General features: G+C 61.6%; 12 protein-coding genes, 1 other RNA gene and 2 pseudogenes. 2 read left to right on the top strand and 13 right to left on the bottom strand.

Going from position 1 to position 18046, the window contains the following annotated elements:
• Nucleotides 1–11: 11 nt before the first annotated feature.
• The 8 genes from mraY to rnpB form a co-directional block, all read right to left on the bottom strand.
• Nucleotides 12–1103, bottom strand: coding sequence for a phospho-N-acetylmuramoyl-pentapeptide-transferase (mraY, locus tag GOB87_RS06435; RefSeq protein WP_166313959.1), 1092 nt, complete (start codon nt 1101–1103; stop codon nt 12–14).
• Nucleotides 1103–2506 (bottom strand): UDP-N-acetylmuramoyl-tripeptide--D-alanyl-D-alanine ligase, encoded by a 1404-nt coding sequence (locus tag GOB87_RS06430; protein ID WP_166313957.1) that lies wholly within the window; start codon nt 2504–2506, stop codon nt 1103–1105. The genes mraY and GOB87_RS06430 overlap by 1 nt, the downstream gene beginning before the upstream one ends.
• The gene (locus tag GOB87_RS06425) at nt 2503–3966 is read right to left on the bottom strand and encodes a UDP-N-acetylmuramoyl-L-alanyl-D-glutamate--2,6-diaminopimelate ligase (RefSeq protein WP_166313955.1); all 1464 of its coding nucleotides are present in this window, start codon (nt 3964–3966) and stop codon (nt 2503–2505) included. The genes GOB87_RS06430 and GOB87_RS06425 overlap by 4 nt, the downstream gene beginning before the upstream one ends.
• Nucleotides 3967–3969: 3 nt before the next feature.
• On the bottom strand, nt 3970–5979 hold the full coding sequence (locus GOB87_RS06420) for a peptidoglycan D,D-transpeptidase FtsI family protein (RefSeq protein WP_166313953.1): 2010 nt from the start codon (nt 5977–5979) through the stop codon (nt 3970–3972).
• A 125-nt stretch (nt 5980–6104) separates the two neighbouring features.
• Nucleotides 6105–7079 carry a cell division protein FtsL gene (ftsL, locus tag GOB87_RS06415; protein ID WP_166313951.1) on the bottom strand — a complete coding sequence of 325 codons (975 nt, stop codon included), beginning with the start codon at nt 7077–7079 and terminating at the stop codon, nt 6105–6107.
• Nucleotides 7079–8158: a 16S rRNA (cytosine(1402)-N(4))-methyltransferase RsmH gene (gene rsmH, locus GOB87_RS06410; RefSeq protein ID WP_166313949.1), complete on the bottom strand. Its 1080-nt coding sequence runs from the start codon at nt 8156–8158 to the stop codon at nt 7079–7081. The genes ftsL and rsmH overlap by 1 nt, the downstream gene beginning before the upstream one ends.
• A complete protein-coding gene (gene mraZ / locus GOB87_RS06405; protein WP_166313947.1) occupies nt 8155–8631 on the bottom strand; it encodes a division/cell wall cluster transcriptional repressor MraZ in 477 nt (158 codons plus the stop codon). Before mraZ ends, rsmH begins: the two co-directional genes overlap by 4 nt.
• A 312-nt stretch (nt 8632–8943) precedes the next feature.
• Nucleotides 8944–9332, bottom strand: an RNA gene (rnpB, locus tag GOB87_RS06400) — RNase P RNA component class A.
• Between the two features lie 94 nt (nt 9333–9426).
• On the opposite strand from rnpB, the pseudogene GOB87_RS06395 reads away from it, so the two are divergent.
• Nucleotides 9427–10479, top strand: a pseudogene (locus tag GOB87_RS06395) (alpha/beta hydrolase).
• Nucleotides 10480–10485: 6 nt separating this feature from the next.
• Here GOB87_RS06395 and GOB87_RS06390 read toward each other — a convergent pair.
• The 3 genes and pseudogenes from GOB87_RS06390 to GOB87_RS06380 all read right to left on the bottom strand — a co-directional run bounded on the left by GOB87_RS06390 (nt 10486) and on the right by GOB87_RS06380 (nt 14129).
• Nucleotides 10486–10998 carry a hypothetical protein gene (locus tag GOB87_RS06390; protein WP_264805133.1) on the bottom strand — a complete coding sequence of 171 codons (513 nt, stop codon included), beginning with the start codon at nt 10996–10998 and terminating at the stop codon, nt 10486–10488.
• 136 nt (nt 10999–11134) lie between these two features.
• A pseudogene (locus GOB87_RS06385) lies at nt 11135–12034 on the bottom strand (ribokinase); the annotation flags it as partial.
• A 64-nt stretch (nt 12035–12098) separates the two neighbouring features.
• Nucleotides 12099–14129, bottom strand: coding sequence for a TonB-dependent receptor plug domain-containing protein (locus GOB87_RS06380; RefSeq protein ID WP_166313943.1), 2031 nt, complete (start codon nt 14127–14129; stop codon nt 12099–12101).
• Between the two features lie 165 nt (nt 14130–14294).
• On the opposite strand from GOB87_RS06380, the gene GOB87_RS06375 reads away from it, so the two are divergent.
• Nucleotides 14295–14585 carry a hypothetical protein gene (locus GOB87_RS06375; protein ID WP_166313857.1) on the top strand — a complete coding sequence of 97 codons (291 nt, stop codon included), beginning with the start codon at nt 14295–14297 and terminating at the stop codon, nt 14583–14585.
• A 19-nt stretch (nt 14586–14604) separates the two neighbouring features.
• Here the strand turns inward: GOB87_RS06375 and GOB87_RS06370 are convergent, their stop codons facing one another.
• Together GOB87_RS06370 and GOB87_RS06365 are read right to left on the bottom strand one after the other, a co-directional pair.
• Nucleotides 14605–15351 carry a 2OG-Fe dioxygenase family protein gene (locus GOB87_RS06370; RefSeq protein WP_166313941.1) on the bottom strand — a complete coding sequence of 249 codons (747 nt, stop codon included), beginning with the start codon at nt 15349–15351 and terminating at the stop codon, nt 14605–14607.
• On the bottom strand, nt 15338–17932 hold the full coding sequence (locus GOB87_RS06365) for a mechanosensitive ion channel family protein (protein ID WP_166313939.1): 2595 nt from the start codon (nt 17930–17932) through the stop codon (nt 15338–15340). Before GOB87_RS06365 ends, GOB87_RS06370 begins: the two co-directional genes overlap by 14 nt.
• Nucleotides 17933–18046 lie beyond the last annotated feature (114 nt).

Here is an 18046-nt window from a genome sequence, read left to right as displayed (position 1 = left end):
TGCGGTTCCTCTCAGCGCAGCTTGAGGGTGGCCAGACCGAACAGGCCCAGCACGACGGCGACGATCCAGAAACGGATGACGATCTTGGGCTCCTGCCAGCCCTTCTTCTCGAAGTGGTGATGCAGGGGCGCCATCAGGAACACGCGGCGTTTGGTGCGCTTGTACCAGAACACCTGAATGATGACGGATAACGTCTCGGCCACGAACAGGCCGCCCACGATGCACAGCACCAGTTCGTGCTTGGTGGCCACCGCCACCGCACCCAGTGCGCCTCCCAACGCCAGAGAGCCGGTGTCGCCCATGAAGACGGAGGCCGGGGGTGCGTTGAACCACAGGAACCCCAGCCCTGCTCCCACAAGGGCAGAGCAGAATATGGCCAGTTCACCCGTTCCGGGCACGGCGTGCAGTTGCAGGTAGTCCGCAAAGACATGGTTGCCCACGAGATAGGAAATCAGGGCGAACACGAGGGCTGCGATCACCACGGGCACCGTAGCCAGACCGTCCAATCCATCCGTCAGATTGACGGCATTGCCGAAGCCCGTGACGGTCACCATCGCAAAGATGGGGAAGGCATAGCCCAGCGGCAGCATGTAGTCCTTCACGAAAGGGAAGGCGAGGTGATTGGCAAGGTCGGGCGGCATGAGGTGCTGCATCCACCAGCCCGCAATCAGCGAGGCGCCGAATTCACATCCCAGCCGCGCTTTCTTCGACAGTCCGTCCGTGTTGCGCTTGGCCAGCTTGCGGTAGTCGTCTGCGAAACCCACGGCCCCGAACACTGCTGTCACGAACAGGACGGCCCAGACAAATCCGTTCTGAAGATCGGCCCAGAGCAATGTTGAAATGAACAGGGCGGCGAGGATCAGAACCCCGCCCATCGTGGGGGTACCGGCCTTTTCAAGAATGTGCCGCTCCGGCCCGACAGCGCGGATCGGCTGTCCTTCGCGCTGGATGCGCTTGAGTTGGCGGATCACCGGATTGCCGAGGATCAGCGCGATGGCGAGCGCCGTCAGGCACGCGCCGCCCGCCCGAAAGGTGAGGTAACGGAAAAGGTTCAGGAGCGTGGTGTGGCCGTGAACATGATGGGCAACGAGCAGATAGAGCATCAGGCGCTCTCCGCCCGGAGGGCATCCACAACGATTTTCATCCGGCTGCCGAAACTGCCCTTGACCAGAATCGCGTCTCCGGGGCGCAGCGCCGCGCGGACCAGCGGGGCGAGCGACGTGGAATCCGCACACCATCCTCCCTGTCGTGAAGGAGGCAGTGCGTCAAAAAGATCTTTCATATGCGGTCCACAGCAGAAAACGAGATCAGCCGCAGCCGCGACCGAAGGTTCGAGGGAGACATGTTCGTCACGCGCGAAATCGCCCAGTTCACGGATGTCGCCCAGCACAGCAAGGCGACGCTGGGCGGGCAGCAGGGACAGTACGTTCAACGCGGCGCGAATGGACAGAACCGAGGCGTTGTAGCTTTCATCGAGAAGCAACGCCTTGCCGACAAGAATGGGAGAGGCCGCGCCGCGTCCTGCGCCCGGCACAAAATCGGCAAGCGCCTCAACCGCTCGTGTCAGTTCCGGGCCAATGCCGTGCAGGGCGGCAACAGTGCCCAGAGTTGCCAGCGCATTGCGGGCCAGATGCTCACCCGGTGCGTGCAGCGTGACGGGAAGGGCGCGGTCTGCCACATGCGCGACAAAGCGGCTGCCTTCGCCTGAGAGGTCCAGTTCCGTCAGACGGACTTCACTCCCGGCGGCAAAGCCCGCGCGCCACAGCGTGACACCGGCTTTCTGCGCCACATCATCGAAAATGGTCTGTCCCTCGGCATCGTCGGGCACAATGGCCACGGCGCCACGGGGAAGGGCGGCGATCAGGCATGCTTTTTCCTGCGCAATGGCGTCAAGGCTGCCCATGTGTCCCAGATGCGCTGAGCCAATGGTGGTGATGACGGCCACGTCCGGACGCACCAGTTCCGCAAGTGGCGTGATTTCGCCGGGATGATTCATCCCGATCTCACTTACGCAGAACGCGGCCTCTCGGGGGAGGCGGGCAAGGGTGAGCGGCACTCCCCAGTGATTGTTGTAGGAGGCGACGGCCGCGTGGGTCGGACCCAGCGCACTGAGAGCGGTGCGGAGCATTTCCTTGGTCGTGGTTTTGCCCACGCTTCCGGTCACAGCCACGACTTTGCCCGCGAAACGCGCCCGCGCGGCACGTGCGAGATCCCACAGCCCGACCATTGTGTCGCCCACGATCAGCAGGCGCGGATCGTTTGGTTCCACACCATCCAGATCGTCCGTGCGATGCACCAGCGCGACGGCGGCTCCTTTTTCCAGTGCCGTAGCGATATGCGCATGTCCGTCCGTGTGTTCGCCCACGAGGGCTATGAACAGATCACCCGCTTGCAGCGTGCGTGTGTCGATGGACACGCCCGAGACTTCGATCCCCGCTCCAGCCAGCGCCCCGAAACGGCCACCCGTGGCCGCAGCAAGTTCCTCTCCAGTCCACAACACGTTCAAAGATCTCCCGCGAGGTGCCGGACCACGCTCACATCGTCAAAGGGATGCACGACGGAGCCGATGATCTGGCCCTGCTCGTGGCCCTTGCCAGCCACCAGCAACACGTCTCCTGCTCCCAGACGGTCGATGGCCTGAGTGATGGCGGCCTTGCGCCCCGGCACTTCTTCCGCCTGCGGGGCGCCGGACAGCACGTCCTGCCGGATGGCGGCCGGGTCCTCGCCACGGGGGTTGTCGTCGGTCACGATGACGACATCCGCGCCCTGCGCCGCTTCATGCGCCATGAGGGGGCGCTTGCCCTTGTCACGGTCACCGCCCGCGCCGAACACAACGAACAGTCGTCCCTTTACATGGGGGCGAAGGCTGGTGAGGGCGCGTGCGAGGGCATCGGGCGTATGGGCGTAATCGACATAGACCGCAGCGCCATTGGAGAGAACGGCGGCGCGTTCCATGCGCCCCCGCACACCGCGAAGCTGCGGCAGAAGTTCGAGCGCTTTTTCCATACCGGCCTCATCCGGCAGGACCAGAGCCGCCGCGAGCAGCGCGTTGTCCACCTGAAACCGTCCCGGAAGCGGCAGAATGATGTCCATCTCCCGATGGCCGTTCACTTCCAGTCGTAACCGCTGGCCTTCGGGAAGCGCCTTGTGGGCCAGCAGGCGGATGGCATGTCCCTTGCGCCCCACCAGCCGCAGATCGAGGCGACGTCGGCGTTCGATCTCACGCAGGGCCGTGAGGGTTTCCTCGTCCATGTCCGCGTTGGCGGCAGCCAGAGACCCTCCGGGCAGTAGCGTGTCGAACAGGCGCAGCTTGGCGGTGCGGTAAGCTTCGAAGCTGCCGTGATAGTCCAGATGATCGCGTGTCAGGTTGGTGAAGCCTGCGGCCGACAGACGCACACCGTCGAGACGGCGCTGGTCCAGCCCATGGGAGGACGCTTCCATGGCCACATCCGTCACGCCCTCTTCGCGCAGAGCGGCCAGCGCACGCGCCAGCGTCACCGGATCGGGGGTGGTGAGGGAGGGGACTTCGAACGGCAGTTTCACAGAGGAGATCAGACCGAGCGTGCCGAAGCTGGCGGTGCTCCGGCCCATCAATGTCCAGAGCTGACGCAGGAAATCCACGGTGCTCGTCTTGCCGTTGGTGCCGGTCACGGCGACGATGTGCTCGGGCTGCGGCCCGGCCAGTGCCGCCACCATCAGCGCCAGCGAGCGCCGTGGCGTGGCGGACCGGACCGTCACGGTGCCTGGAGCCGGTTCCGAATCTTTGGGGACAAGGACAGCGGATGCACCAGCGGCTACGGCTGCCGGAATGAAAGCGCGTCCATCCTGCTTCGTGCCGGGAATGGCGACGAACAGTACGCCCGGCCTGGCCTCACGGCTGTCGGCCGTAACGGCGGTGATGTTGGGATCGGCGGACAGAGCCTGATCCGACAGGCCTGCTTCGGAGAGAAGGGAGGAAAGCTTCATGGGTTATCCTCTTCCGCGAGATTCGGGCGACGTCCGTGCGGACTCACGCTCGGTGGCGGACTGCACTTTCCGACGATGCTCTTCGGCCTGACGTTCCTCGGCGGCGTGGCGCGGGTCGCCGGGGTCATTGCCGGGCCCGAGGGGTCTTACACCGCGGGGCGGCTGGGGTCTCAGAGGAATGGCGAGTTCCGCTTCGATACGATCGGCATGGGCCGTGTCAGGGAAGACCTGCAGCATCGGACCGATGCGCGAGATGATCCGTCCCGCGGTCGGTGCCGCGTTCCAGGCTGCGGTCGTCCAGCCATGCGTGGCGGTTGTGCCCTGCGGACTGTCAAGCATGACATACACCGCATAGCGCGGCGCGTTCATCGGAAAGATGCTGGTGAAGGCGGAAATATTGACGTGTTTGAGATAACGCCCGTTCGCGCCGATCTTTTCCGCCGTGCCGGTTTTACCACCTACGAAATAGCCCGGAACCTCCCCGGTTTTACCCGTGCCTTTCGAGACATCCAGACGCAGGATCTTGCGCAGGAGCGTCGAGTTCTGGGGCGAGAAAACCCGCGTGCCTTCGGGAAGAGGCTGGGTTTCATCGGGAGATTCGGCCCCACCCGAAATTACGGGGGCGTCGGATGCTTCAACCGTTGGGGCGTCGTCACGCGCCAGCAGCGTGGGTTTAAGCAGAATGCCACCGTTCACCGTGGCTACGGTCGCACGGACAATGGACAGCGGCGGTTCGGCCACGCCGTGACCGAAGCCCACTGTCATGGTGGTGGAGAGACTCCAGTTGCGCCGTGCAGGCACAATGGGATGCCCGGCTTCCGGCAGTTCGATCGGTACGGGAGCGAAGAAACCCATGCCGCGCAGCCAGTCCTGCTGGCGCTGCGCCCCCACATCCAGCGCGATATGGGCGGCAGCGGGGTTGGAGGAAAAGGCCATCACTTCCGGCAGGGAAAGCCACGGTGCGAAGTGATCGGTCTTCATGTCCGCGATGGTGAAGCGCCCGACACGGATGGGAATGGACGAGAAGCGGTCCCAGATATGGGCCACGCCCAACTGAAGCGCCATGGCCGCTGTCTGGAGTTTGAAGGTCGAGCCCGGTTCGTACATGCCCGTCACGGCCCGGTTGAAGCGGGCATCGGCAGGAGCGTGCGCGAAATTGTTTGCGTCGTAGTCGGGCAGGCTGACCATGGCGATGACTTCGCCCGTGTTCACGTCCATTACGATCGCGCAGGCGCCGATGGCTTTGAACGTGTCTTTCGCCTTCGCCAGTTCTTCACGCACGACGGCCTGTACACGCACATCCAGCGAGAGCTTGAGCGGATTGCGGTCCGAGTTCAGACGTTTGTCGAAATAGCGTTCCACACCGGCAATGCCGTGATCGTCGATGTCCACGCCGCCGAGAATCTGGGCCGCCATCATGCCGAGCGGATAGTGACGGCGTTCACCCGGTTCGAAATAGATGCCCGGAATGCCGAAATTGTTGATGGCCAGTTCCTGCTGGAGCGTGATGTTGCGCGCCAGATAAACAAATTGTCTCGGCAGGGAGAGTCTGCGGATCGTCTCATCCTCATCCAGTGCGGGGATGACCGATTTCAGCTTGTGCGCCACATCCTTCGGGTCGATCAGTTCGCTCGGATTGGCATAGACCTGCGCCACCGGGAGCGAAACCGCGAGCGCCTGATTGTTGCGGTCCACGATCATCGCGCGCTTGACCTGTGGCAGTGCTAGCGCAGAGGCGAGCGATCCTTTGGGATCGACTTTGGGAATCTCGGGCACCTGCGGCCTGATCTGCCGCGCCTCCGGCACCATGGGGGTGAGCACTGTGGCGAAGGTGAGCCTGAGGCCGATAACCGCGAACAGAAAGGAGAAACCGCCTGCTACGGCCAGCAGACGGACATGCATCCGCTCCAGAAGAGCCCGCTCACGCAACTGGTCACTGGTCACCCGCACGTCACCAGCCGGTTTGCCGTTCGTGGGGGTGTCCGGATCAGGCGAAGGCGGCGGGCGAGACATCAGGCGGGGCGTATCCTCGAAGGCCGACCTCCGTCATCCCCATCGTTGCGAAACGGGCGGCGGGCCGGAAAGAAACCGTGTCGGAGAAACCGACACACAGAGCAGATGAACCTGCAACTGTGGCATCAGTTTGAAATTGGCATCGGCGGCGGCAATCCCCCACCCAGAGAAGAGTGCCCCAGAAGCGATCCACTGTAACTGGCCCGGGCTTCCACGTAGCGGGGTGTAGCGCTTCCTGCCGGGTGCCATGCAGCTACGTTGATCGGGGCGGGTGAAGTTGTGCGATGCGTCACGACATGATCGGCCATTGCGACCCGTGCTGGCGTATGGACCACAGCGGTCCGGTCCGTCTCGGCCACGTGATGCACAGGCGTGCTGTCCGCCACGAGCACATGGTTCGCACGGTGCGGGAGGGACGAGGTGGGAACAGATGTACGCAGATCGCCGCTGGAAGCGATCTGTGTGTCGGTGGCGTGGCGCGTGGATTTGCGTGTGACGGTGGGCGTGTCCGTTACGCTGCCAGCGGAAGCAACCTCATGCCGTGGTGTTGTCGTTTCCGGCTGGGTGAGTCGATGATGTTCGACAGCGACTGGCTGAGGCGGTGCGAGAGGTTCCGCACGTGCCACCACCACAGGGACCTTATGCGGCTTTACGCTTGCTGCCACGGAGGCTTCTTCATGCTCGCGTGAAATGGGGGGAGCCGGATGTTCGACTTCTGCCACACGGACGGGCTCGGGTGCCGATGCAGCAGGCGGCACTGCCGCCGCAGCCACGACGGCCGCCGTATGACCGCCAGCAGGATGGAACGAACCGGGCGCGGGCAGGTGTTTGCCCAGGTCCGTCATGCGCACGAACTGCCGCGGTTCCATCGGACGCAGTTGCGAGGCGAAACGCCCCGTCAAATGATCCAGACGATCCGGCTGATTGAGAAGCGCCCACTGGGTCTGGAGCATGGCCGTCTGCTGACGGATGTGCTGCGTGTCCGCCACGATTTTGGAAATCTGCTGATCCAGAACCGTTGTCTGATGCTTTTTTGTATACAGGAACATTCCCGACGAACCGGCCAGCAATGCGCAGAACAGGGTGAGGGGCCTGAACATCAAGTTGTTCCCTTGTCGGAAGAGGCTACGGAACGGACGCCGACATTCGTCCGGTATTCCGTGTGAGAGGAGGTATTCGTGTCATCGGAGGAAAGGCGCAGCAGCGCCCGAAGCTTGGCGCTGCGGGCACGTGGATTGCGACGACATTCCTCATCGGACGGTTGCATGGGTTTGCGGAAAGCGAGCCTGAACTGTGGCTTGACGTTCCCGCGCAGCATGGAGCGCGGATCATGACGCGACATGCCGGACTCCTGCCCGGCGGCAGCGGCCATGACACGCTTGACGATGCGGTCTTCCAGCGAGTGAAACGCCACCACTACAAGACGTCCGCCCGGTGCGAGCAGATCGAGAGCCTGCGTCAGCCCCCGCTCGATCTCGCCAAGCTCGTCATTCACCGCAATCCGCAGCCCCTGAAAGCTGCGTGTGGCAGGATCGATCCCGGAACGGTCCGCGCGGACGACCGAGCGGATGACGGTCGCGAGCTGGAGTGTCGTGGTCAGAGGCGCGCTTGTGCGGGCCTCCACCACGGCGCGGGCCACGCGGCGGGCGTGACGCTCCTCACCATAATGATGAAAGATGTCCGCCAACTCGCTTTCGGGAGCGGTGTTGACGATATCCGCAGCCGAGCGACCGGCCTTGCCCATCCGCATATCCAGCGGGCCATCGGCACGGAACGAAAAGCCGCGTTCCGCTTCGTCGATCTGAAAAGACGAGACGCCGAGATCGAGCATTACGCCATCGACGGAAGCGACGCCGGCATCGCGCAGCATGTCGCCCATCGCGCCGAATCCACCGTGCAACATACGCAGTCGCGGCGCACCGTCCGGGGCTACGCCCAGAAGGGTGGAAAGGGCTTCTCCCCGTGCGATGGCGTCAGGATCGCGGTCGATGCCCCAGACATGACAGGAAGCGGCGGCCAGAACAGCGCAGGCATAGCCGCCGCCGCCGAATGTGCCGTCCACATAGACTTCGCCATCATGGGGGGCGAGGGCGGCCAGCACTTCCTCGCGCATGACGGGGATATGTCCGGGATCATGGTCCGGGATCATCATGGAGGTTGTTGGCGTCATGGCATTCATGTCGCTCCTCCGGGACCATTGTCGCGATTGCCGGGAAGCGTGACCCGGCGCGAGCGCTGGCGGGCTTCGGCGCGGCGCTGGTCGGCGGCTTTCGGCTCCCAGATCTGGAAGATACGCCCAAGCCCCATGAATGCGACCTGATCCGTGATGCCCGCGTGTTCGCGCAGGAAGTCGGGGAGAATGATTCGCCCCTCCTTGTCCGAGTCGAGCGGATAGGCATCAGCGTAAAGCGCTGCCGCGAGATCGTCGTGCTCGTCGGAAAACATGTCGAGCCGGTCGAGCGGTTGCGCGAGCGCCGAGAAGGCGGCGGAAGGCCACGCTTCGATGCAGGGCAGGGTGTGGGATGGGCGAAGGATCATCAGTGCTTCACCCTCAACGGCCTTGGCGCGAAGGACGGTGCGGAACCCGGCGGGAATCGAAACACGCCCTTTGGCGTCGATTCGATTCTGATGTGTGCCGAGAAACACGCTCACTGGGGGAAATGTCCTTCATGTGCGGAAACGCTCGGGATCCTTGGGGCTGTCCAACTGTGGTTTGGGATACCATGGGATTTTATGGGACGTCAAATGAATCTCTAATAAAAAATGGCGGAAATCTGGGGAAAATCACAAATAGACCGTTCTTTGTTCGCAAAAGGTTTCCAGAATCCCGGTATCCGTTAACAAGAACGTATGTTCTTGTTATGTTCTTCATGTTGTTTTTCAGGACGTAACCTCATCTCCGTGCGCAGAAAACGGACAAGAAGCACCAATCGTCTTCTTTATGAGAATCGTTTCGAAAAATGAGGAGCCAGACGGTCTGTAAGCCGGGTTCTGTCGGCCCCTGATGGAGCCGTAACGACCATTCCTCTGGGACACGTCTTGCAACGTGCCTCACGCGACCAACCCGGACGACAGGGCGGGAGAGCCCCCGGCAGTCAGGCTGCCTGTCGTCCCTATTCGGTCTTGCTCCCGGTGGGGTTTGCCGTGCCGCCGCCGTTACCGGAAGCGCGGTGCGCTCTTACCGCACCGTTTCACCCTTACCTCCAACCTGCGAACAGGTCCGGAAGGCGGTCTGTTTTCTGTGGCACTGTCCCTGGGGTCGCCCCCGCCGGTCATTAACCGGCACCGTTCTCCCGTGGAGCCCGGACTTTCCTCCACCACGCACGCGCGGCAGCGGTCGTCCAACCGTCTGGCTGGGGCGGAACCTGCGCGCGCACGCCTGTTCCGTCAAGCGTGGGATGCTGACGGGTGGACATATTGTCGCCCGAGGCTGAGACTCAGCGGATCATGTCCCTTTTCACAAGACGGACCGCCTGCTCCGCAAAGCGGGCAGACAATGTGCGGCCCGATGCCATTTCGCGTCTTTTCCTGCTCTGGATTGGCTGGATGCTCCGTCTTCAGGCGCGCAGGCTGGCACGTCAACCTGTGGCTCTGGAGCCACCGGAAGCGGTCCGCGCGGAGAATCTTGCACGGCTGCGCAAGCTTGCCGGACGACCGTCTTTCCCTATGGCACTTTCATCGCTGCCGCTGAAACGTGTACTCGATATTCGGGTGCCCGGCGCCCGTGAACTTCGGCCCGCTCGCCTTTATATTCCGCGCGGCAAGGTAAAGGGCGTGGTTCTTTACTTCCATGGCGGCGGTTTCGTGCATTGCGGGCTGAACTCGCATCACGGGATCTGTTGTCGTCTTGCCCGAGCGTCCGGTGCCGCCGTCCTCTCCTTTCATTACAGCCTTGCGCCCGAACATAAGTTTCCCGCCGCTGTGGACGATTGTTGGGAGGCGGTGCGCTGGCTGTCGGGAGAGGCATGGCGTTGGGGTGGTCAGATGGCGCTTGCTGGAGACAGTGCAGGTGGAACGCTGGCGGCCGTCATGAGCTAGAAAATCCGCGATGCCCACAGCAAGGATGGGGCGTGTCCCATTCTCACGCCTCGCATGCAGGTTCTGTTTTATCCCGCGACATTGGGGACAGAGGAAACGCGTTCTCGTCAACTGTTCGCCAAGGGATTCTTCCTGAGCATGGCGATGGTGGAGTGGTATGGGCATCAATACGCGCGGTCCATCGAAGATGCCGACGATGTGCGGTTTGCGCCCGGTTTACAGACGAATCTGTCTGGTCTTCCGCCCGCCTGGATCATGACGGCCGAATGCGATCCTTTGCGTGATGAGGCTGCGATGTATGCCGACAGGTTGCAGCAGGCGGGCAACACGGTGACCTATTCATGCGCGCCGGGCACCCTGCATGGCTTCCTGCTGTTTTATCCCGTCATGTGGAAAGCGCGCCGGGTTCTGCGTGAAAGCGGCAAGGCGCTACGGAAAGTGTTTTCCGCTCCGCAAGTATGACGAACCCTACAGTTTGGTGCGCATGGTCTCGCGCAGAGTATTGCACCGCTTGGCAAAGCTGGAGGCGCGGGACGCTGTGAAGAAGTTGATCAGGAACGCCCCGATCAGCGACACGAAAGACAGCAATGACAGCACTGTGCCCAGAACCGGGATGACTTCGTCGTAGTGATAGCCTGAATACCACAGCAGCCCGAGGCTCAGGATCGCGCCGAAAAGTCCGAACACGCCAGTGGAGCGCAGCAGGGAGTCTTCAATGCTTTCGAAGTTCGCCGCTTCCCGCCACAGATCGAACAGGGCGCGGTCCATTTCATTCACCGCTTCCGTATGGCTTTCCTTGTGCTCTGGCGCCCGTTTGTGCGGATTGCGCCGGTGGATTTCCAACTCCTGCCGCGCTTTGGCGAACACCCGGCGGCGTTCCTTGATGGCGGGCAGGCTGATGTCCACGAAACTGAGAATCGCGACATTGAGGCCGGCAGAAAGCTGGATGACGGCCTGAAAGTTGCCCCACGTCATCGACACTCGCACTCATCCTCGGCTGTTTCGCATAGTGGCACGAGTGTTTATTCAGTGTTCCGTCCATGGGATAGAGGGAAGTCGAATGTTGGTTATTCGTTTTTTCTATCAATCTCAGAACATCCTCCCATTCCGGCGCGCTCTCGGCGGCACCCTCTTTTGTGGTAGCGAGTGCCCCGCAGGCAGCGGCAAGGCGCGTGGCGTCCTGTAACGAGCGTTCCTGTATCAATCCCGTAGCCAATCCCGCATTGAAGCAGTCGCCAGCCGCGACGGTATCGATGGCGGACACAGCAAAGGCGGGTACGAAGCCTCCTGCCATGGGGGTCTGCCACCACACGCCCCGTCCACCCATTTTGATGGTTACGGCGTGCGCGCCTTGCCGCATCAATTCTTGTGCTGCCTGTGCGGCGGTCGCCTCATCCTGCGGATAAAGACCTGTGAGAGCCTGCGTTTCCGTTTCATTGGGCGTGAGAACGTCGACAAGAGACAGAAGCGACGAGGGGAGAGGCCGGGATGGGGCCGGTGCGGGATCAAGAATGATTTTGCAGCCAGATGCACGAGCGCAGCCTGCTGCGTATTCCACGACCTCAAGAGGAATTTCCAACTGGAGCAGCACAACGCGGGCCTGTTCCAGCATGGGCTGGAGGCGATCCACATCTGTGTGGTCGAGCGCCATATTGGAGCCTCCAATCACGGTGATGCTGTTCTCGCCGCCTTGATCCACGCCGATCAGGGCAAGACCTGTCGGATGATGGTGATCAGACGCAAGTGCTGTGAGGTCCATGTGAAAAGTGGCCAGATGATCGCGGGCCTGCTTGGCAAAGTCATCTGCTCCCGTGCGTCCAGCAAGCACCACCCGATGATGCGCGCCTTTCCCCAGTCGGGCAGCGGCGGCGGCCTGATTGGCTCCCTTGCCGCCAAGTCCGATGGTGTAGCTCTGGGCGTGCACAGTTTCGCCCGGTGCCGGCAGGTGCGCGCCGCGTGCGGTGATGTCGATATTAACGCTGCCGATAACAAGAAGCAGGGGAAGGGGTTGTTCCATGATCTGGTGCTCCTGCGAGGTGCCCGTGGTTCTGTCAAAGCAGATGCGGGCAACAGGAGCGCGATCAGAAGTGAGCGGTCAATCCGCCGATGAGACGACGTTGGATACGTAAGCCCGATGTTTCTTTCAGGGCGGAAGAGCCGAGTTGTTCGCCACTCAGGGACAGGGTGAATCGTTTATCGATTTTCCACGCAGCGCGGGCATCCACGGTCACGAAGTCATGAATCTTTACGTTGTCGAGTTGGAAGGTGCTGAAATTGGCGGCCACATCCTGATAATGCGACTGCCAGCGCGCGTGAGCGCTGAGTTCCACCGGTCCGATCTTCCACGAAAAACCGCCGATGACGCTGTTGACCGGGGTCTGACGTTGAAAATTGATCATGGACGCTTTGTCCATATCGCGAACAGCGGTCATGGCGTAGGCCAAGTCCCAGCTTAATCCGAAATCCGTCTTGCCGTTCAGGTGCGCTTCACCGCCGGCATCGTCCACCCGTCCGTAATTGCGGGGCTCCATGGTGAGTGTCGTGGGTGGAATGAAGCTGAAATTCGAGGCGAAAGGGGTGCCCAGCATGTTGGTGGTGCGTTGCGCGTACAGGGCCAGCGTCAGGCTACCGTCAATGGCTGCGATGGGATGCGAGTAGTTGATCCCGACATTGATGGTGGTGGAAGGCACCAGTGAAGGATTGTTGATCGCCAGTGCCGGACCGAAGGCGGTGTCAGGTGAAAAGTCAAAAAGTGCGGGAAGCTGGATTCCCCGTGCGGCATTGACGCCAAAAACTCCGAGTGAGCCAGCATCGTAGCGCAGGCGGGAATTAAAGCTCGGCTCGATGTAGTGGTGAGCGTGAGAGGCCGCCTGATCCGGCACGGTGTAGCTGCGCAGAGAGGGCACATAGAGAGTGTCCAGTCGTACGGCGTTCGTCATGGTGAGTTGCGGCAGTATCCGGTAGTCCCATGTGGCCGAGCCGGCGGCGAGCATGTCGTATTCACTCGTCAGCTTCGTGCCGGCATGTTGGTCGTCGAGGGTTGTGTAGCGGTACTCGACACCCAACTTCAGGTCATTGCGGCTGTCCAGCGAAATGGTGTCGGACAACTGGGCCACCGTGGTTTCCAGATTGTAACTGAAAGCGATGGGAAAACTCATGTTCAACGCGTCGATCGTGTTGGAGATGTCGCTGTTGAACGAGTTTTGGTAGGCCCGAAATTCGACAAGCCCCCATGACGTATCGGAAGCAATTCGCCCTTCCAGACTTTTGGAAAGAGAACTGGAGGTCACATAGGTACCTAAATCCAGCCAGAAGGGATTTTGCTCCCGGTCGATGGTTCCGGTCAAAGTCCATTCCGTGCGTGGGGTAATCTGGCCGCGCAGGGTAAGAGCGGCGTTCAGGGCGTAGGTTCGCGGAACGGTGTCCGTGCGCCCGCGTGCGGCATATTCGTCGGAACGGACGCCGTTGAGAGACAGTTTGGCGGCAAAGGCGTCTGAAAATTTGTGAGACGCTACAAACTCGCCCCCGAAATCTTCCTGACTTCCTCCTTCGACATGCACATAGCTGCGATTTTCATGCAGTGGGTCACGGGTGACGATGTTGATCACGCCTCCCGATGCATCGAATCCATAAACGGCCGAATTCGGTCCGCGAATGACCTCGATCTGCCGGATGTCGCGCAGCGACACGGGCAGGCCGCCCCAGTCGGTGTAATTATAGCCGTCGAGATAGACCTGTCGTCCATCGATCAGCACCAGAGTGCGGGAGCCGCCTGCGGCGTCATTGCCCCGGATGGACACATTGCTGCCGAGCATGGAATAGCGCCGCACATTTACGCCCGCCACCATGCGCAGCACTTCGGGAATCGATTGTGCGCCGGAGCGTTCGATCTGTTCGCTGGTGACGATCTGCGTGTCGGTGGACAATTCGCTCGCGCGCTGGGGCTTGCCCGTAGCGGAGGTGGTCACGGGTTCGCCGAAAAGCTGTTCGAATGAATTGTAATCGATGCTTTGGGCATGGGCCGTTTTTGCCATTCCCAGCAGGCACACGAGAAGAGAAAGACGTGAGCCGCGCCAGTGTCGCGCATTGCGCTGCTGGTCGCGGCTGGTCATGTCACGCTGTAAAAGACGGCGGGCAGGGTGCACAGATAACGGTCTCCATTACCGCTTTCTCGCACTGGCTCCATTACCGTTCGGTTAAGTCGTGGCGTGTTAACTCTGTTTGAAAGGGCAGGCACACCCCATATCCGTGCTATGGTTCCCGATGTGGAGAATGCAATGGATGAACACACGACCGCTCAGTCCGATGACGGGCATGACCAGACTCATGTTCAGGAGGCTGCGACCCAGCCGCGAACGGAGGGAGGGGCAGACACCGTGACGTCTGCGCCGGTAGCGGCCCAGCCAGCCCCGGCTGCGCGTGCGGTGGTGGGCGTGCCCGATGCTGACCGGATGGACGGTCCCGCGTTCAGGGAACTGTTTCAGATGGTGGGTGCGATGGCGTTTGTCGGCCTGCTGGTCGCGATTGGCTGGCACGCGGCCCATTATTCAGGAGCGTGGCCTTACTGAGCCACGCAGTTCCCGTCCTTTACTGATGACGGAGCGTGACCACCATGACGTCACGGAAAGCCGGAGCATCCGGGCGCACCGGCTGGATGGGCGTTACGCCGTGAAAGACCTGATTGTCGTTCACGAACGCTGCGTCCATCGGTGAGGACAGTGTGAAACTGCCGAGTTCATTGCCTTGAAGGTCATGAATGGTGGTTTCACCGCTCGCCACGTTTTCACGACGAACCATCAGGACAAGCACCCAGTCAACACCGTCACGGTGCAGTCCCTCCGGCGTGGGCTGTCCGGCTTCATTGTCCCGCGCTTCGATCCGGAACTGATGCACCTCCGCGTGCCAGGCTTCGGGACGTCTGGCGATGGGTGTCAGATCGGTGGCCAGTCTGCGGATGAGCGAGAGCACGGCGTGCATGACTGGATGCGCGCCGATTTCACGTTCCACAGGCTCGAACCAGCGTTCGATCCCGCCATTGAGCGCGTTGTAGTCACGGCTCTGATAATGCGGCTGGTGCTTTTTGCGAATGATGGCGTCTTCCGCCAACGCGAATGTGGCGTAGCGCCGCCGCCGGTAGCGACCGCCATCGGCCATGTAGAGATCCACACCAAGCCGTTCCCAACTGGCAGCGAATCCCTCCCAGTCCGACATGCCGAACGCTTCCAGAAGGGGACGCATCTCCACCGCCGGAATACGCGCGAAATGGTTTTCCCGAGTGGCGGCCTCTATCCGATCCAGTTCAGGCTGGGCCTGTTTTTCTTCACGCACCGTCATGCTTGCTGTCTCCGGAAGGCGATTTTGGCGCGTCCGCATTGTCCGCCGCAGCCTTTGGCTTGTCCTCGTTGGCGGGTTGGCCCGCTGTTGCCGGCACCTTCAGTCCACCGGAAATGGCAAGGGACGTGCCCGGCGCGGATGCGGTGTAAGAGGTGGGCGTGTAGAACATGATGCCCGCCTTCGCGAAACGGTTGGCGATGCGCCGGTAGAATTCGCGCTGCACCTTCCACTTCATCATCGCCGCCGTGCGGATCGAGCCGACCATGACCGCGCCGTTCGAATCGCTCTTGTCCACACCGAGATCATTGTAGCCCGAGTAGATGATGGTCTTGAATTCGTCTTCCTTGCGCATCTCATCGACCGCATCGGCCATGATCTTCGCCACCCGCGACGTGTCTTCGGACAGATCCACCACCTGATTGACGATGATCTGGTTGAAGTCACGGCCGGTGTTGGCAATGGACGTCACGGACGAGAAGGGAATGATGTGCAGGTCGCCGTTGATTGCGCGCACCCGCACGGTGCGGATCGAAAGATGTTCGACCGTGCCTGATACGCCTCCCGTCGTTACCCAGTCTCCGACCTGAATCGCATCTTCAACGAGCATGAAGAAGCCCGTGATGAAGTCCTTCACGAGGCTCTGCGAACCGAAGGCGATGGCCGCACCCATGATGCCCGCACCTGTGAGCAGCGGCGCCACGTTGATGCCGATCTGCGACAGCGACGTCACCAGCACGATGATGATGATCACGGTGAGCAGCACTGTGCGAATGATGGGCAGAACTGTCTTCAGGCGCGTGGCGCGCGCGGATTGGCCGGAAGCAGAGAAATGCGAGAGCTGATTGTTCAGTTGCGCGTTGATCACTTCCCACAGGATCGCCGCCACCGAGACTGCCACGACCATGGTGATGGCGGCCGTCAGCAGGCGGGTGCCGAGCTGACTTGCGAAGAAGAAATGAACTGTGTGGATGCCCCATGATTCCGTCAGCGCGATGAAACTCGCAAACGCGATGATGGCGGTCAGCAGGCCGCGTACGAACGGGTAGTAGCGATCCGCGCGCTGCTGCATGTCGGGATGCTTCTTCACCAGCGTGGGATCGAGACGGAACAGCTTGTCCTGCCATCCATAGGCCAGAACGGCCAGAAGGCGGGCAGCCGTTACGATGACGACTGTGAGAACCGTTGTCCGAAGAATCCAGTCATAGCCGCCACGCAGATGCGCCGCCCAGACGAGCCACAGTGCAGCGTCGAGGAACAGTGCCGGGATCCACCAGATCTGGGCGATCATCAGCACGAAGGACCAGAAGCTGCTCTGGACCTCCTGTCGCTTGGGGTCCAGCGTGCGTTTCACGATCGGGCGCAGACGCCAGATGAAAACCGCTATCATGATGTGCTCGACCAGCACGACGGCGCGGATCATGGCCTGAGTGCCGCGGTCCGACAGATCGAACTCACCGCCCAGAACGGACAGACACACCACGAGAGACGGCGCGGCCACAAGAACGTTCCACCAGCGGATAAGCATCCGCGCGGTAGAGTCGCTCACCGGCACCAGACGGATCATCGGCGAACGCGGAGCAAGCGCGGACTCGACGAGAACGAACAGGAAGCGCGCGGCGGCATAGGCTGCGGCCAGAGTTTCCGTGACGGTTTCGGCCTGTGTGGTGTCGGTCGCGATGGCTGAACCACCGAAGGCCACACCAAGGAACACGCCAATAGGCAGGAGTTTGAGGCCCAGATGCATGAGGGCATAGGGCACGCGGGCAAGGAAACGCAGCGTCTCGGTCTGACGCCGTTGATCGCCAGCCCGGGTCTGGAGAGCCTCGATCTCGTCCTTGGCGGCCCCTTCGGCCTTGGCGTCCGCGACGGCTTTCGCGTCAGCCTGCTGATTGTTCTCGTCTGTTGCGAGAGCCTTTTCATCCGCCGAAGGGGGGGCGGATGTCGCCATGTTCTCCTGTGCGCGTTCCCGGCTCTCGGCCTTGGCCTTCACATTGGTCAGAGGCTTGCGCATGGCCAGAGTCGTGGCCCACTCCACGACAAGGGCCACGAGAATGACCAGTCCGGCCCGCCAGAATGTTCCGACAAGCAGCGCGCGTGTCGCAGGGGTTGAGACTTCGGAGCGGAACCAGGTGCCTACTGTCCGCAGATCCGTGAAGAGACCGAGGAAATTGTCCACATAACCGCGTAGGTTGCCCTTCACGGAGGACAACTCGGACGTCAGATCGCTGTGAAGCGCCACGGCGTTGGGAGATACAACCGCAGGCTGACCGGCGGCGGTTTTGGAAGCAGGAGCCGCTGTCTGCTGGACGCCTTTCGCCATGAGGGAAAGGGTCTGGGTGAACTGCTGACGTTTGGCCGGGTCGTTCAGAACGCCAAGAAGTTGCTGCGCTTCCTGAGGGGTGAGCGTGCTTGCGGACGAGGCGGCAGCCTTCGTGTCAGCGGCGTGTGCGGTGCTTGCAAATGGCCACGCGCCGATCGCTGCAAGCAGCCATGCCAGAATGAGAAAGACCGATGCGGACCACCGTGGGCGTCGTCCCGTTTCCTGCGATGGTGACAGGTATTCCCCGTTGCTCCACAGCATACCGCTTTTCACCTCCAGCAAATAAATCAGTCTCAGTCGCGTAAGAGTGTTTCCCCGCCGGGATCAAGCTCACCCGGCGTAAGGCTGCACATTCGCACCCGGACGCACAGGACA

Origin of the sequence: Acetobacter estunensis (genome assembly GCF_011516945.1) — a bacterium.
In the GTDB taxonomy this organism is placed as follows: Bacteria; Pseudomonadota; Alphaproteobacteria; order Acetobacterales; family Acetobacteraceae; genus Acetobacter; species Acetobacter estunensis.
The sequence above is the reverse complement of the archived record's forward strand: the minus strand, read 5'-3'. Positions and strand labels throughout refer to the sequence as shown.